General features: G+C 70.3%; 18 protein-coding genes. 11 read left to right on the top strand and 7 right to left on the bottom strand.

Annotated features, from left to right (window positions below):
• Positions 1-17 precede the first annotated feature (17 nt).
• Positions 18-863, top strand: coding sequence for a dimethylargininase (gene ddaH / locus ACFQO7_RS31795; RefSeq protein WP_376809843.1), 846 nt, complete (start codon positions 18-20; stop codon positions 861-863).
• 255 nt (positions 864-1,118) lie between these two features.
• Here the strand turns inward: ddaH and ACFQO7_RS31790 are convergent, their stop codons facing one another.
• Entirely contained in the window at positions 1,119-2,072 is a 954-nt protein-coding gene (locus ACFQO7_RS31790; RefSeq protein WP_191840206.1) for an HpcH/HpaI aldolase/citrate lyase family protein, read from the bottom strand.
• A gap of 72 nt (positions 2,073-2,144) precedes the next feature.
• On the opposite strand from ACFQO7_RS31790, the gene ACFQO7_RS31785 reads away from it, so the two are divergent.
• On the top strand, positions 2,145-2,957 hold the full coding sequence (locus ACFQO7_RS31785) for an SDR family NAD(P)-dependent oxidoreductase (protein ID WP_376809842.1): 813 nt from the start codon (positions 2,145-2,147) through the stop codon (positions 2,955-2,957).
• Between the two features lie 100 nt (positions 2,958-3,057).
• On the opposite strand, the gene ACFQO7_RS31780 is transcribed toward ACFQO7_RS31785, so the two are convergent.
• A complete protein-coding gene (locus ACFQO7_RS31780) occupies positions 3,058-3,627 on the bottom strand; it encodes a DUF4190 domain-containing protein (protein ID WP_376809841.1) in 570 nt (189 codons plus the stop codon).
• 12 nt (positions 3,628-3,639) lie between these two features.
• Positions 3,640-4,179 carry a DUF4190 domain-containing protein gene (locus ACFQO7_RS31775; RefSeq protein WP_376809840.1) on the bottom strand — a complete coding sequence of 180 codons (540 nt, stop codon included), beginning with the start codon at positions 4,177-4,179 and terminating at the stop codon, positions 3,640-3,642.
• A 162-nt stretch (positions 4,180-4,341) separates the two neighbouring features.
• Here ACFQO7_RS31775 and ACFQO7_RS31770 point away from each other — a divergent pair, with 162 nt between their 5' ends.
• Positions 4,342-5,541 (top strand): acyl-CoA dehydrogenase family protein, encoded by a 1,200-nt coding sequence (locus tag ACFQO7_RS31770; RefSeq protein WP_376809839.1) that lies wholly within the window; start codon positions 4,342-4,344, stop codon positions 5,539-5,541.
• A 5-nt stretch (positions 5,542-5,546) separates the two neighbouring features.
• Here ACFQO7_RS31770 and ACFQO7_RS31765 read toward each other — a convergent pair whose 3' ends face one another.
• Positions 5,547-6,230, bottom strand: coding sequence for a hypothetical protein (locus tag ACFQO7_RS31765; RefSeq protein ID WP_376809838.1), 684 nt, complete (start codon positions 6,228-6,230; stop codon positions 5,547-5,549).
• 79 nt (positions 6,231-6,309) lie between these two features.
• Between ACFQO7_RS31765 and ACFQO7_RS31760 the strand changes: the two genes are divergently transcribed.
• Both ACFQO7_RS31760 and ACFQO7_RS31755 read left to right on the top strand, forming a co-directional pair.
• Positions 6,310-6,717, top strand: a complete 408-nt coding sequence (locus ACFQO7_RS31760) for a hypothetical protein (RefSeq protein WP_376809837.1) — start codon at positions 6,310-6,312, stop codon at positions 6,715-6,717.
• Positions 6,714-7,037 carry a DUF3817 domain-containing protein gene (locus tag ACFQO7_RS31755; protein ID WP_203698679.1) on the top strand — a complete coding sequence of 108 codons (324 nt, stop codon included), beginning with the start codon at positions 6,714-6,716 and terminating at the stop codon, positions 7,035-7,037. Before ACFQO7_RS31760 ends, ACFQO7_RS31755 begins: the two co-directional genes overlap by 4 nt.
• Here ACFQO7_RS31755 and ACFQO7_RS31750 read toward each other — a convergent pair.
• Both ACFQO7_RS31750 and ACFQO7_RS31745 read right to left on the bottom strand, forming a co-directional pair.
• Positions 7,024-9,090, bottom strand: coding sequence for an intein-containing Rv2578c family radical SAM protein (locus ACFQO7_RS31750; protein ID WP_376809836.1), 2,067 nt, complete (start codon positions 9,088-9,090; stop codon positions 7,024-7,026). The genes ACFQO7_RS31755 and ACFQO7_RS31750 overlap by 14 nt on opposite strands.
• A 27-nt stretch (positions 9,091-9,117) precedes the next feature.
• Positions 9,118-9,474 carry a thioredoxin family protein gene (locus ACFQO7_RS31745; RefSeq protein ID WP_360536966.1) on the bottom strand — a complete coding sequence of 119 codons (357 nt, stop codon included), beginning with the start codon at positions 9,472-9,474 and terminating at the stop codon, positions 9,118-9,120.
• A gap of 151 nt (positions 9,475-9,625) precedes the next feature.
• On the opposite strand from ACFQO7_RS31745, the gene ACFQO7_RS31740 reads away from it, so the two are divergent.
• On the top strand, positions 9,626-10,009 hold the full coding sequence (locus tag ACFQO7_RS31740) for a thiol-disulfide oxidoreductase DCC family protein (protein ID WP_376809835.1): 384 nt from the start codon (positions 9,626-9,628) through the stop codon (positions 10,007-10,009).
• A 101-nt stretch (positions 10,010-10,110) separates the two neighbouring features.
• Here the strand turns inward: ACFQO7_RS31740 and ACFQO7_RS31735 are convergent, their stop codons facing one another.
• Positions 10,111-10,575, bottom strand: coding sequence for a MaoC family dehydratase (locus tag ACFQO7_RS31735; RefSeq protein WP_360536970.1), 465 nt, complete (start codon positions 10,573-10,575; stop codon positions 10,111-10,113).
• A 217-nt stretch (positions 10,576-10,792) separates the two neighbouring features.
• Here ACFQO7_RS31735 and ACFQO7_RS31730 point away from each other — a divergent pair, with 217 nt between their 5' ends.
• The 5 genes from ACFQO7_RS31730 to ACFQO7_RS31710 all read left to right on the top strand — a co-directional run bounded on the left by ACFQO7_RS31730 (position 10,793) and on the right by ACFQO7_RS31710 (position 13,932).
• Complete coding sequence (locus ACFQO7_RS31730; RefSeq protein ID WP_376809834.1) at positions 10,793-11,326, top strand: hypothetical protein; 534 nt, start codon at positions 10,793-10,795, stop codon at positions 11,324-11,326.
• 26 nt (positions 11,327-11,352) lie between these two features.
• Entirely contained in the window at positions 11,353-11,991 is a 639-nt protein-coding gene (locus tag ACFQO7_RS31725; RefSeq protein ID WP_361043892.1) for a TrmH family RNA methyltransferase, read from the top strand.
• A gap of 62 nt (positions 11,992-12,053) precedes the next feature.
• A complete protein-coding gene (locus tag ACFQO7_RS31720) occupies positions 12,054-12,710 on the top strand; it encodes a DUF6758 family protein (protein ID WP_376809833.1) in 657 nt (218 codons plus the stop codon).
• A gap of 155 nt (positions 12,711-12,865) precedes the next feature.
• Entirely contained in the window at positions 12,866-13,024 is a 159-nt protein-coding gene (locus ACFQO7_RS31715) for a hypothetical protein (RefSeq protein ID WP_170213147.1), read from the top strand.
• Positions 13,025-13,029: 5 nt separating this feature from the next.
• Positions 13,030-13,932, top strand: coding sequence for a PH domain-containing protein (locus ACFQO7_RS31710; RefSeq protein ID WP_361043463.1), 903 nt, complete (start codon positions 13,030-13,032; stop codon positions 13,930-13,932).
• The last annotated feature ends 12 nt before the right edge of the window (positions 13,933-13,944 follow it).

The following is a 13,944-nucleotide window of genomic DNA, read 5'->3' as shown; positions in this document are numbered from 1 at the left end:
GCGTAACCTTGCTGATCGTGACAGAGCGTGACTTGATCCCCACTGCCCGGCGGCCCCGTCCGCGTACCTACCTGATGTGCGCCCCGGAGCACTTCGTCGTGGAGTACGCCATCAACCCGTGGATGGACACCACCGCGCCGGTGGACACCGACCTGGCGGTCAAGCAGTGGGACGTGCTGCGGCAGACCATGGTCGACCTCGGCCACACGGTGCACGTGCTCACCCCGCAGGCCGGCCTGCCGGACATGGTCTTCGCGGCCAACGGCGGGTTCGTCGTCGACGGTGTTGCGTACGGCGCGAAGTTCCGCTACCCGCAGCGCGCCGACGAGGCCGCCGCGCACCGGGCCTTCTACGAGTCCCGCGCCGAATACGCCTTCGTCGCGCCGACCCAGATCAACGAGGGTGAGGGCGACTTCGCCTACCTGCCCGACGCCCACGGCGGCATCGCGCTCGCCGGGTACGGCTTCCGCACCGAGCCCGCCGCGCACGCCGAGGCCGCCGAGGCGCTGGGTCGCCCGGTGATCTCGCTGAAGCTGGTCGACCCGCGCTTCTACCACCTCGACGTCGCCCTGACCGTGCTCGACGACGAGAACATCGCCTACTACCCGGGCGCGTTCTCCGAAGCGTCGCAGAAGGTCATCGCGCAGCTGTTCCCGAACGCGGTGATCGCCGACGAGGCCGACGCGCTCGCGTTCGCCCTGAACCTGGTCAGCGACGGCCGCAACGTCGTGATCAACACCGAGTCGACCGCGTTCGCCGACAAGCTCACCGCGGCCGGCTACCACCCGGTCCTGGTCGACCTCGCCGAGCTCAAGAAGGGCGGCGGCAGCGTGAAGTGCTGCATCGCCGAACTCCGCGACTGACGGTGTACCCCCTGATCGAAAGCTGCGGCCGGGACCTACAGGTCCCGGCCGCATTTGCTCTGCACCCAAAAGCTTGCTCTGCACCCATTGGCGCAACCCCCTAGGCACCGCAGCGGCGGCCGCCGAGCGAGCCCCCTGCGCCGTTGCGTCCGCGGGTGCAGAGCAAGGAAATGGGTGCAGAGCAAATGCGTTCGAGCGCGATATCCCCGTGGCCGGGGGCGCGTCGCCGGGCCGGCGGGTGAGTCGCGGCGAAGGTCAGGCGGGGGGCGTGAACGACGTGGTGCGGGTCATGCCGGCCGCGCGGCCCTTCGCGGAGATGACCAGGGCCATCTTGCGGGAGGCCTCGTCGATCATCTCGTCGCCGAGCATCACCGCACCGAGGCGGCCGCCCTGCTCCGAGGTGTAGTAGTCGTACGCGTCGAGGATGAGCTCGGCGTGGTCGTAGTCGGACTGGGCCGGCGAGTAGACCTCGTTGGCGGCGTCGATCTGGCCGGGGTGCAGCACCCACTTGCCGTCGAAGCCGAGCGCGGCCGAGCGCCGGGCCACCTCGGTGAACCCGTCCACGTCCTTGATCTGCAGGTACGGCCCGTCGATGGCCTGCTTGTCGTGCATGCGGGCGGCCATCAGGATGCGCATCAGGATGTAGTGGTACGGGTCGCCCGGGTAGCCCGGGATGAGCGAGCCGACGACCAGCGACTTCATGTTGATCGAGGCCATGAAGTCGGCGGGGCCGAAGATGATGGTCTCGACTCGCGGCGACGCGGCCGCGATGGCGTCCACGTTGACCAGTCCGGCGGCGTTCTCGATCTGGGCCTCGATGCCGATCGCGCCGACCGGCAGGCCGAGCGACTTCTCCAGCTGGGTCAGCGTCAGGTCGAGCCACTCCACGTGCGACGCGCTCTGCACCTTGGGCAGCATGATCGCGTCCAGGTTGGCGCCCGCGCCTTCGACGATCTCGATGACGTCGGTGTACGTCCACGGCGTGGTCAGGTCGTTGACCCGTACCACGCGGGTCTTGCCGGCCCAGTCGCCCTCGTTGAGCGCGGCGACGATGTTCTTGCGGGCCTCAGGCTTGGCCAGCGGGGCCACCGCGTCCTCCAGGTCCAGGAAGACCTGGTCGGCCGGCAGGCCTTGGGCCTTGCCGAGCATCTTGACGCTGGAACCCGGCACGGCCAGGCAGGACCTGCGGGAACGCCCGAGAGCGGCCATCGATACTCCTTAGGGAGCGTTCAGTAGTTGACGCCACGGTAACCTCACAGCCGTCGAGAGGAGAACGGGACTGTGGAAGATCTCACGCGCCATGCGGTGATCACCGGAGCCACGTCCGGCATCGGGCAGGCGGCTGCCGTTGCACTGGTGCGACTGGGCTGGCAGGTCACCCTGGTCGGACGCGATCCGGGACGGCTGGACGCGGCACTGGGCGCGGTGCGCGAGGCCGCGGCGGGCCCCGAGCCGGTCGGCCTGCTGGCCGACTTCGCGCAGCTGTCGCAGGTGCGCGACCTCGCCGCCAAGCTCTCCGGCCAGCGCGTCGACGTGCTGGCCAACAACGCCGGCCTGGTCGCCAACCGGCGCACCACCACCGTGGACGGTCACGAGCTGACCATCCAGACCAACCACCTGGCCCCGTTCCTGCTGGCGAACCTGCTGCGCGACCAGCTGGCACCGGGCGCCCGCATCGTGAACACGGCATCGATGGCGCACTCGTTCGGCACCCTCGATCCGGACAACCTGGACCGGCGCGGTGGGATCTACAGCGCCTGGCTGGCCTACGGCGGCTCGAAGCGGGCCAACATCCTGTTCGCGGCCGAGGCCGCCCGGCGCTGGCCGGACCTGCTCAGCTTCTCGTTCCACCCGGGCGTGGTGCGCACCCGGTTCGGCACCCCCGCCGCCCGGCTGTTCTACAAGATCGGCCCTGGGATCGCCACCCCCGAGCAGGGCGCCGACCAGCTGGTATGGCTGGCCACGGAGGACCCGGCCCAGCTGAGCAACGGTGCGTACTACGTGCTGCGCAAGCCGACCCGCCCGCACCCCAGTGCCGGCGACCCGCAGTTCGCCGACCGGCTCTGGGACGCGAGCGCCGCCGCCGTGCTCTGACGAGACGGTCAACCGAGTCGAGGCTCCGGCCTGCTGTCACAGCAGGCCGGAGCCTCGATCGCGTTCGCCGGTGTGCCCGGCTGTCCCGAGCAGGCCGGTGTCAGTTGTAGGTGCTCGCGCCGCTCACGCCGATCATGGCCAGGAACGGCAGGCCGAAGGCGCAGAGGCAACCGATCACGCCGAGACCGGTGATGATCCAGCCGACGATGATGGCGGCCTTGGCCATGCCCTCGCCGTCCTCGCCGGTCTGGCGGATCTGCTTCATCGCCGAGTGGCCGAGGATCGCGCCGATCGGGGCGGTGATCCAGGTCATCAGGCCGACGAGGGACAGGATCAGCGCGACCAGGGCCATGCTGTTCTGCTGCCGCGGCGGCGGGTAGCCGCCGTACGGCTGCTGCCCGTACGGCGCCTGCCCGTACTGCGGCTGCGGCGCGGCGTACGGGTCGCCGGACTTGTAAGGGTCGCCGTAGGGCTGCGGTGCGGCCGGCGGCGCGCTCATCGGCGGCACGCTCGCGGGCGGCGCGCTCATCGGCGGCGTCACCGGGGAGCCGGGCACGGCCGGCGGGCCGTAGGCCGGCGCGCCGTACGGGTTCGGGGCGGCCGGCGGCGGTGCGTACGGGTCCGGCTGGGCCGCGTACGGGTCCTGGCCGGCGGGCGGCGGATACGTCATGGCTGTCTCCTGTCAGTCCCAGTCGCTGCTGTTGCCGCTTTGCACCGCGTCCCAGAAGGTCGGGTCGTTGGCGATGAGGATGGCGACGATCGCGACCCCGATGACGGTCAGCGCGACGGCGGACCATCCGGTGATGATGCCGGCGATGGCCATGCCCCGGCCCTCCTGCTGGCGCTCCCGGATCTGCTTCTGGCTCACGTGGCCGAGGATCGCGCCGATGAGGCCGGGCAGCGCGCCGATGCCGTAGCACCAGCACATCAGCAGGCCCACGATGCCGAGCACCATCGACGCGATCGCCATGCCGTTGGTGCCGGGCGTGGCCGGACCTGCCGCCGGGTACGGGGTGTAGGGCACGCCGTACGCGCCGGTCGGCTGCGGGGAGTACGGCGCACCGCTGACGGCCGGCGCCGCGTACGGGTCCGCGCTGACCGGCGGCGCCGCGTAGGGGTCGGCCGCGGGCGGCGGGGAGTACGGGTTCGGGGTGGCGGGTGCGGCGTACGGATCAGGCTGCTGGCTGAAGGGATCCGGGCTCGCGGGCGGCGGGTAGGTCATGGGGGGCTGGTGCCTCGTCTCTCGGATATGGGTTCAGGGCACGGTAGCGAACCCGGTGAACCTTTTCACAGTGACGGTGCTGTCAAGCGCCTTGGATGGGACGGTGGCCCGGCTCATACTCAGCTCACCTGAAGGTTCGTTCAGTGCCCAGGAGGCTGACATATGGCTCGTCTCGCCCGTACTCCCGGCTTGTCCGATGTGCAGACCGCCATCCTTGAGACGGTACGTGAGTTCGCGGACAAGGAGATCATTCCGCGCGCGCAGCGGCTGGAGCACGCCGACGAGTACCCCGAGGAGATCCTCGCCGGGATGAAGGAGATGGGCCTGTTCGGCCTGACCATCCCCGAGGAGTACGGCGGCCTCGGCGAGTCGCTGCTGACCTACGCGCTGGTCGTGGAGGAGCTGTCCCGCGGCTGGATGTCGGTGTCCGGCATCGTCAACACCCACTTCATCGTGGCGTACCTGGTCGGCCAGCACGGCTCGGAAGAGCAGAAGCAGCGGCTGCTGCCGCGCATGGCCACGGGTGACGTGCGCGGCGCGTTCAGCATGTCCGAGCCGGAGACCGGCTCCGACGTCTCGGCGATCAAGACCCGCGCGGTGCGCGACGGCGACACGTACGTGCTCAACGGCCAGAAGATGTGGCTGACCAACGGGGCGTACTCCTCGGTGGTGGCCACGCTGGTCAAGACCGACCAGGGTGCGGACAGCGTCTACGGCAACATGACCACGTTCCTGCTGGAGAAGGAGCCCGGCTTCGGCGAGACCGCGCCCGGCCTGACCATCCCCGGCAAGATCGAGAAGATGGGCTACAAGGGCGTCGAGACCACCGAGATGGTGCTCGACGGCCACCGGGTGCCCGAGTCGGCGATCCTCGGCGGTGCCGACAAGGCGGGCCGCGGCTTCTACCAGATGATGGACGGCATCGAGGTGGGCCGCGTCAACGTGGCCGCCCGCGCCTGCGGCATCTCGATCCGCGCGTTCGAGCTGGCGGTGGCGTACGCCCAGCAGCGCTCGACGTTCGGCAAGCCGATCGCCCAGCACCAGGCCATCGCGTTCAAGCTGGCCGAGATGGGCACCAAGATCGAGGCTTCGCACGCCCTGATGGTCAACGCGGCCCGGCTGAAGGACTCCGGCGAGCGCAACGACGTCGAGGCCGGCATGGCCAAGCTGCTGGCCAGCGAGTACTGCCACGAGATCGTCACCGAGTCGTTCCGCATCCACGGCGGCTACGGCTTCTCCAAGGAGTACGAGATCGAGCGCCTCATGCGCGAGGCCCCGTTCCTGCTCATCGGCGAGGGCACCAGCGAGATCCAGAAGACCATCATCTCCCGCGGCCTGCTCAAGGAGTACCGCTCCCGCTGAGCACGTCAGTGGGAGCGGAGCTCCGGCGGGGCGGTCGGGAGGTGGGCCAGGTCGCCGCGGCGTTCGGGGTGGTCCAGGTAGTACTGGAGGACGCCGGCTATGTCGGTGTCGCGCATGCGGTATTCGGCCCCGCGCAGGCGCAGGGCGCCGTCGGTGGTCTCCAGGCGCAGGCCCGACCCGCTGTTGAGACGTGCGGAGCGGAGCTGCGACCAGGGGAAGTGGCGGCGGTGCACGCGGACCCCGCTCGCGTTGAGCACGATCTGGCGGGCGCTGCCGTGGGCGGGGCGCACGACGATCCAGAGCAGCCCCAGCGTGAGCAGGGTCCACACGATCGCGAAGGCGAGTTCGCGGCCGTCGTTCAGCCGCGCCCAGCGGGCGATGATCGGCAGTTGCACGGCGAACCAGATCCCGGTCAGCACCCGGTCGGACACCGGGGTGAGGACGAGGCCGGGTTCGCCGTCGGCGGCGCCCTGCCGCCACTGCCCGGTTGGGTGGCGGCTGAGGTGGAAGGAGCGGGCGAGCGCGGCCCCGACGCCGATGACGACCAGCCAGAGGGTTCCCGCCTCGTCCTGGGACAGCGGGTGGATGGGCGTGGTGCGCCCGTACCACCACGCGCCGGCGATGAGCAGCAGCCCGGCCGCGGTCAGGTAGGCGGAGCGGGCGCGCGGGGTCGTCGGCACGGCGATCACCCGGAAAGGCTACGAGACCACCTCACCTCCACCAACGGCGCGGCCGGTGTCGATTTCGGGGCAGGCTATTCTGGCCGACGTGCGACGACTGCTCACCCCCGGCTGGCTGGCCGGTCATGCGCTGGCGCTGCTGGCCGTCGTCACATGTCTGGCCCTCGGCTGGTGGCAGGCGGGCCGTGCCGCCGAGGGAAACACCTTGAGCTGGGCGTACACCTTCGAGTGGCCGATCTTCGCGATCTTCGTGGTGGTGATCTGGGTCCGGGAGATCCGGCTCACCCTGCGCAAGGGCCGCGCCGAGCCGGCGGCCGCGGCCGTTGACCCGGTGGACCGGCCGCGGCCGGTCATCACCCGCCGGGTGAGCCGGCCCACTGCCGCGGACGAGGACTCCGGTGATCCGCAGCTGGCCGAGTACAACCGATACCTGGCGTGGCTGAACGAGAACCCCGAGGCACGACCCAGCGACTATCCCGCTAAGGAGTATCGATGAACGGCGCACTCACCCGGTATCGCGTCATCGCCTGGATCGTGGGCGTCATGCTGCTGCTGCTGACGCTCGTCGCCATGCCGATGAAGTACTTCGGCGACAACAACCTCGGTGTCGTGATCATCGCCCCGGTGCACGGCTGGCTGTACGTGGTCTACCTCGCCGCGGTCGGCGACCTGGCGCGCCGGGTGCAGTGGCCGGTCACCCGCATCCTGCTGGTGGCGCTGGCCGGCACCGTCCCGTTCCTGTCGTTCGTGATGGAGCGGCGCACGGTCGCCTGGATCCAGGGCACCGACCGGCAGCCGTCGTTCACAGAAGCGTGAGCTGGACGCCCGCCGCCTGCCCGGCGGCGGGCTCCGCCTCCCCGGTGGCGGGCTCCGCCTCCCCGGTCAGCACCAGGTCGCGCGCCGGCGTGTCGCGCGCGGGCAACCCGTGCCGCCGGCAGGCCCGGCGCACCTTCGCGGTGACCAGCCGCTGGTAGTCGGCGCTCACGTACGCCCGCCCGCGCGGGTAGAGGCGCTCGTAGAACGGCACCAGGTCCGGATGGTCGGCGGCGAGCCAGCCCAGATACCACTCCCGGGCGCCGGGCCGCAGGTGCAGCACCAGCGGCGTGATGCTGGCCGCGCCCGCGGCGACGAGCGCGCCGACCGTCGCGTCGAGCTGCTCCTCGCTGTCGGACAGCCCCGGCAGGATCGGCGCCATCAGCACCCCGACCCGCAGCCCCGCGTCGCTCATCCGGCGCACCGCGTCCAGCCGCCGCGACGGGCTCGGCGCGCCCGACTCCACACTGCGCCACAGCTGCTCGTCGAGGAAGCCGATGGAGAACGACACGGACACGCTCGTGCGCCGCGCCGCCCGTTCCAGCAGCGGCAGGTCGCGCAGGATCAGCGTGCCCTTGGTGAGGATCGAGAACGGGTTCGACCAGTCCGACAGCGCCTCGATGATGCCCGGCATCAGCCGGTAGCGGCCCTCCGCGCGCTGGTAGCAGTCGACGTTGGTGCCCATCGCGATCGGCTTGCCCTCCCAGCGGGACGAGCCCAGCTCGTGGCGCAGCAGCTCGGGCGCGTTCACCTTGACCACGATCTTCGAGTCGAAGTCGTGCCCGGTGTCCAGGTCGAGGTAGCTGTGCGTGTTGCGGGCGAAGCAGTTGTGGCTGACCACGCCGTTGGCGATGAAGTCGCCGGTGCCGGTGGTGATGTCCCACAGCGGCAGCTCCAGGCCGAGCGGCTCGATCGAGGTGACGTGCAGCGGCACCGCGCCCTTGACCGCGATGCCCTGCACCGCGCGCCGCCGGGTGACCGCGGGGTCGGTCAGGTGGAAGAAGCGCAGCTTCTCCGGCAGCCCGCCGAGCAGCCGGAGGCTGAGCAGCCCGATCGGGTCGCGCCGGTCCTCGATCACGAACTCGAAGCCGAACGCCCGCAGCGCCGCCCGGGTGGGCTCGACCAGCTCCGGATCGGTGTGCACGATGCGCCACAGGCCTTGGGTGTGGCTGCCCTCGGCGTCGAAGACGCCGGCCAGGAAACCCTTGTCCCATTCGGCGTCGCGCTCGTCGGGCCGCTCCAGCAGGCTGCTCACCAGGTCGAGATCACGCCGGGCGTACGTGCGCAGCCCGGTGCGCTGGCCCAGCGGCGCGAACTCGGCGGTGTGCGCGCCCGACTCGCGCAGATACCCGATGGTGCGGCTGAGCACCTGCGGCTCGGCACTGGCCAGCCGGAACCGGGGCACGGTGCCGTACGGGTCGCGGTAGCCGGTGTCCGGCTCCGGGCGCAGCATCGCGTGCAGGTAGCCGCGGCGGTATTCCGGCGACTCCTTGGGCTGCTCGGCGAAGCGGCCGGTGCCCATCAGCTTGTTGCCCGTGGTCAGGTGCGGCCGCTGGTCGGGCCCCGACCGGGCGCCGGTGACGTGCTTCCAGCCCCGGTCGGTGAGGAAGCGGTGGTCGCCGCTGGCCACCAGCTCGGTGCCGTCGCGCAGGGTCAGCCGGTAGGCCGGCTTCACGGTGGACCACTTGTCGCGCACGTGGGTCACCGCGTAGCGCCGGTAGGAGCCCTCGCGGACGGTGCCGATGATCGCGTCGCCGACCCGAAGCTCGGCGATGGGTTTGGTGCGCCCGTCGGCCATCAGGACCGGCGTGTCACCAGATAAGCAGTACGAGCAGGCATGGGTGCAGCCGCGATAGGGGTTGATCGTGTATTCGAACGGCACGCCGCGCGGCTCGCCCGCCACCTTGTTGATCAGTGACTTGGCGCGTACCTCGTAGAACGTCATCCCGGCGAAGCCCGGAGTGTCGAACGTACGCACGACCGCGCCGGGCAGCGGCTGCTGCACCGGCGCGGTCGCGTCCGGCGGGGTGCTCTCGGTGAGATGACTCCAGCGCACCCCGCTATTCAAACATATGTTCGAAGACTAGGCAGCCGTCGCGTCCGCCTTGACCTTCTCCATGTCGAGCTCGCGCACCTTCTGGATCAGGTCCAGGAACGCCGCCTCGGGCAGTGCGCCCGGCTGGGCGTACACGATCACCCCGTCGCGGACCGCCATGATCGTGGGGATCGACTGGATGTTGAACTGCATGGCCAACTCCTGCTGGGCCTCGGTGTCCACCTTGCCGAAGGTGACATCCGGGTTCGCCTCCGCGGCCCGCTCGTAGACGGGCGCGAAACGGACACACGGACCACACCAGCTCGCCCAGAAGTCGATGAAGGTGATGCCGTCCCCGCTCGTCTTCTCGCCGAAGTTGGCGGTCGTGAACTCCACGGTGCCCATTGTCGTGCTCCTCATTCCGATCGAGTGACCAACGTCCATGTAAACCGCTGCGCCACCTTGCACATTCCCGTCTTGTCCACGGTACCGACGGTGACGTGACACACAGGGCATCCGGCGATATGGCGGGCGAGTTGCAGGCGACGATGTAAGGGTGCCCGCAACCTTCGTGTACGACGGCGACTGCGCGTTCTGCACCCGGTGCGCTGAGTTCCTCCGCCGGCGGGTGCCCACCGACGCGGAGATCGTGCCCTGGCAGCGCGCCGACCTGCCCGCCCTGGGCCTGACCCGGGAGCGGTGCATCGAAGCGGTGCAGTATGTGGTGCCCGGCCGGCCCGTGCTGGCGGGGCCCGACGCGATCGCGGCGCTGCTGCGCGCGAGCCGGTCGGCGGCGTGGCGTCCGGTGGGCGGCGCGTTGGGCCTGCCCGGCGTCGGGTTCGCGGCCTGGCCGGTGTACCGCCTGATCGCCCGACACCGCCACCGGCTTCCGGGTGGCACCGCCGCCTGTGCGCTGCCCCCGTCGACGCCCCGTCCTTGAATCGACGTTGGCCTATTACGTCGACTCCGGGCCACGGAAACCCGACGTAATAGGCCAACGTCTATGAAAAGCGCGGTGCGGCGAGGCGCTCGCCGGACCGGCTACTCCGCGGTGTCGGGGCGCTTGGGGACCATGACCTTGCGCTTGAAGATGCAGACCAGGGTGCCGTCCTGGTTGTAGCCGCGGGTCTCGACGCTGACCACGCCGCGGTCGGGCTTCGAGCCGGACTCGCGCTTGTCGAGCACCGTGGTCTCGCCGTAGATGGTGTCGCCGTGGAAGGTCGGCGCGACGTGGCGCAGGCTCTCGACCTCGAGGTTGGCGATGGCCTTGCCGCTGACGTCGGGCACCGACATGCCCAGCAGCAGCGAGTAGATGTAGTTGCCGACCACCACGTTGCGCTTGAAGTCCGTCTGCGTCGCCGCGTAGTGGGCGTCCAGGTGCAGCGGGTGGTGGTTCATCGTCAGCAGGCAGAAGAGGTGGTCGTCGTACTCGGTGACCGTCTTGCCGGGCCAGTGCTTGTAGATCGCCCCGACCTCGAACTCTTCGAAGTAGCGCCCGAACTGCATTGTCCGTCTCCCGCCCCTGGATGCAGCGAACGGCGGGGCCCTCCCCGGCACCCGCCGCCCGCGCTTGTGAAAAGGAGTCTGCACGAGCGTTACCGACGAGTACATAGGCCGCGCCGAGAACTACATCACAGACAACGGCTCCGATCCTCCAGGGTGATTGGCACGCTTCGCGGCAAGCGTCCGCGCTCGCGGCATATGCTGACGGCAGGAGGTCGCCATGCCGAGCAATTCCGCAGCGGATCACCTGATCTCGCGCCAGCTGTACCGGCGGGAGATCGCTCCCCTCACCTTCGAACCGCACGAGTGGGAGCTGCTGACCCGGCTCCCGGCCCGTGTCATGATCGCCGCCACCTCCGCCGAACCCGACAGCGACCGCCGTACGGTCGACGAGGGCCTGGCCGGCATCAACGCCATCGCCGCCGGAGCCGACATCGACTCCGAACTCGTGAAAGCCATCGTCGGCGCGATCTACGCCGAGGCCGACCCCGATCCGCCCGCCGCGGAGCAGTTCCGCGACCCGCACGCCGCCATCACCGAGGTGCTGGTCGGCTGCCGCGCGGCGGCGATCGTGCTCGACGCGCGGGCCACGCCGGCCGACGGCCAGGCGTACCGCCGCTGGCTGGAGTCGATCGCGGACCAGGTCTGCGGCGCGGCCCGGACCGGTGGCCTGCTGGGCATCGGCGGGGTCACCCGCAGCCCGGCCGAGCAGCGTTTCCTGACCGACCTGGTGGACGCGCTGCGCAACGTGTGACCAGCTAAAATCCTTCACTTGTGACCATCGAACGCGAACGGGTCGTAGACGACGAACTGGAGGTCGGTGTCGGTCCCTGGGCCGGCGCCTGGCCCGAGGGCGCGCACTACGACCCTGAGCTGTTGGCCGCCGGTGACCGGCGCAACGTGGTGGACCGGTACCGGTACTGGCGGCACGAGGCGATCGTGGCCGACCTGGACACCCGGCGGCACGACTTCCACGTCGCCATCGAGAACTGGCAGCACGACTTCAACATCGGCACGGTGGTGCGCACCGCGAACGCGTTCCTGGCCGCCGAGGTGCACATCGTGGGCCGCCGCCGCTGGAACCGGCGCGGGGCGATGGTGACCGACCGCTACCAGCACGTACGCCACCACGACTCGGTCGAGGCCTTCGCCTCCTGGGCGCGCGGGGCGGGCGTGGCCGTCATCGGCATCGACAACCTGCCCGGCAGCGTGCCGCTGGAGACAACGACGCTGCCGCGGCACTGCGTGCTGCTGTTCGGCCAGGAGGGCCCGGGGCTGTCCGAGGCGGCCAGGGCGGCCTGCGACCGGATGTACTCGATCGCCCAGTACGGCTCGACCCGGTCCGTCAACGCCGGGGTGGCCTCGGCGGTGGCCATGCACGCCTGGATCCGCGCGTACGCCGGACCACCCCCCGCCTGACGACTCGCCGATCTTGGCGAGTGGCTTGACGTGCTCCGACGACGGGGCGGACAGTGGTGGTCATGGGGCTCGCGGTGTCATGTCCGCGGTGCGGTGGCGATCTGCGGCCGCCCGGTCTTGCGCACTCCGACTGGGTCTGCGAGCGCGACGGGCCGGTCCCGCCGCTGCACACCGCCCAGCATGTCAACCATGACGTCTTCGCCTGCGCGACCAAGCGCGCGGCCGAGTCGGGGGTCCCCCTGTGGTGTCCCTGGCCGCTGCCGACCGGCTGGACCGTCACCGGCGTGGCGTGGGCGGGCGACGACCGGTCCGGGGTGTCCGCCACGGCACTGGCGTGCAGCGGGCCGACACCGTTCAGCGACGGCCCGGCCGACGTGGTGATCGTGGCCGAGGAGCCGGGCGTGGGCCTGGGGGCGCGCTTCGCGGGCCTGTCCGGCCCGGACCCCGGACCCGCCCTGCTCGACCGGGAGGGCGGGCACGGCGCGCACGCGAAGGTCAAGGCCGACGGGCACCCCACTCCACTGTGGGCGGTGTCCACGCCCGACGACCGCAGCGCGTACGCCGGCGAGGCCCGGGGCCGCTGGCTGTACGCCGTGACCTGGCCCGCGCAGGCGGGCTACCTCCTGTCCGAGGAGGTCGTGCTGCAGGACCTGAGCGACTGGCTGCCGCCGGAACTGGTGTTCGGAGCGCTGTCGCCGCGGCTGCGGCCGACCCGCTGAGTCGAGTTCCTTACTTTCCTCATCGGACGCTGCTCAAGGCGCTGGCACGGATATGCGCTAATGATTCTCGGCAGGCACCGTTACTGATACGCTGAGTCTCGCCACGGCCACCAAATGTCGAGTGGACACGGCCAGGCGGAGGGGGATAGCCCGACATGCTCAAGAAGATCCTTACGTGGGGCGGCATCGCCTTTTTGATCTTCTTCGTGGCGTTCCGGCCCGATTCTGCGGCGAACGTCGTGAAGACGCTGGGCGGCACTGTCATGGACATCGCCCAGGGTTTCGGTGACTTCTTCGGCAGCCTGGTCGCTTAGCTCACATGATCGGCGGTCTCGGGCCGGACGAGCCAAGCGAGGAGCGCACTCCGGGGCCTGATGGTCCGGAGTGGTCCGGTCGCCGTGAACGCGACACGGAGCCCATCCCGCGGACGCGAGCGGAGTCTCAGCCACCGGCTGAGAGCGAGCTGCACGCCGATCCGGGCGACCACGCACACTTCATCGGCAAGGCCACTGTGGGGGCGAGCGCCGGCACCGCTTCGGGCGGCGCCGGAGGCAGACCCCCCGGTGACAACGCCACCACGGCGCCACTCGGTGACGAGCTTCCGAACTTCACCGAGGAGGAGCTCGCCGGGCTGCGGTTCGACGCGTCCGGAGTGCCGCTGGGGCCACGCCGGGTGCTCCCGCTCGAGGACGAGCCGAGCGCCATGGTCGCGCGCTACCTGTTCCCCACCGAGCGTTATCGCGGGGAGTGGAAGCGGCACTGGGTGCACCTCACCAACCCGCTGCTGATCGGCGTGTTCGCCACCTTCGCGCTCGGCTACCTGTCCGGCTTCCTGGCGAAGTCCGACATCGCCGGCATGTGGGTGATCGCCGTCGTGGTCTGGGCGCTGGTGATGAGCTGGGTCGCCTGGACCGTCGCCGACTGGTACTTCGACCGGTTCATCCTGACCAACAAGCGGCTGATGCTCGTCAACGGGCTCATCACCCGCAAAGTGGCGATGATGCCGCTGTTGAAGGTCACCGACATGAAGTACGAGCAGTCGCCGCTGGGCCGCATGCTCAACTACGGCACGTTCGTGCTCGAGTCCGCCGGTCAGGACCAGGCGCTCAGCAAGGTCGAGCACATGCCGAACCCGAACGAGCTCTACCTGCGCATCGTCGAGGAGATGTACGAGCCCGCGGCAGTGGAGGCGCGGCTCGGGCGCGAGGCGGAAGAGGAATAGTCGCCACTATTC

This window comes from Catellatospora aurea, assembly GCF_042663325.1.
GTDB lineage: Bacteria > Actinomycetota > Actinomycetes > Mycobacteriales > Micromonosporaceae > Catellatospora > Catellatospora aurea.
The sequence above is the reverse complement of the archived record's forward strand: the minus strand, read 5'-3'. Positions and strand labels throughout refer to the sequence as shown.

Bases quoted from the DNA above. Each gene is read 5' to 3' on its own strand.
- ACFQO7_RS31790 (WP_191840206.1), bottom strand. From the start codon at position 2,072: ATGGCCGCTCTCGGGCGTTCCCGCAGGTCCTGCCTGGCCGTGCCGGGT.
- ACFQO7_RS31780 (WP_376809841.1), bottom strand. From the start codon at position 3,627: ATGACGTATCCGCCGCCCGCCGGCCAGGACCCGTACGCGGCCCAGCCG.
- ACFQO7_RS31775 (WP_376809840.1), bottom strand. From the start codon at position 4,179: ATGACCTACCCGCCGCCCGCGAGCCCGGATCCCTTCAGCCAGCAGCCT.
- ACFQO7_RS31770 (WP_376809839.1), top strand. From the start codon at position 4,342: ATGGCTCGTCTCGCCCGTACTCCCGGCTTGTCCGATGTGCAGACCGCC.
- ACFQO7_RS31755 (WP_203698679.1), top strand. From the start codon at position 6,714: ATGAACGGCGCACTCACCCGGTATCGCGTCATCGCCTGGATCGTGGGC.
- ACFQO7_RS31745 (WP_360536966.1), bottom strand. From the start codon at position 9,474: ATGGGCACCGTGGAGTTCACGACCGCCAACTTCGGCGAGAAGACGAGC.
- ACFQO7_RS31735 (WP_360536970.1), bottom strand. From the start codon at position 10,575: ATGCAGTTCGGGCGCTACTTCGAAGAGTTCGAGGTCGGGGCGATCTAC.
- ACFQO7_RS31730 (WP_376809834.1), top strand. From the start codon at position 10,793: ATGCCGAGCAATTCCGCAGCGGATCACCTGATCTCGCGCCAGCTGTAC.
- ACFQO7_RS31720 (WP_376809833.1), top strand. From the start codon at position 12,054: ATGGGGCTCGCGGTGTCATGTCCGCGGTGCGGTGGCGATCTGCGGCCG.
- ACFQO7_RS31715 (WP_170213147.1), top strand. From the start codon at position 12,866: ATGCTCAAGAAGATCCTTACGTGGGGCGGCATCGCCTTTTTGATCTTC.
- ACFQO7_RS31710 (WP_361043463.1), top strand. From the start codon at position 13,030: ATGATCGGCGGTCTCGGGCCGGACGAGCCAAGCGAGGAGCGCACTCCG.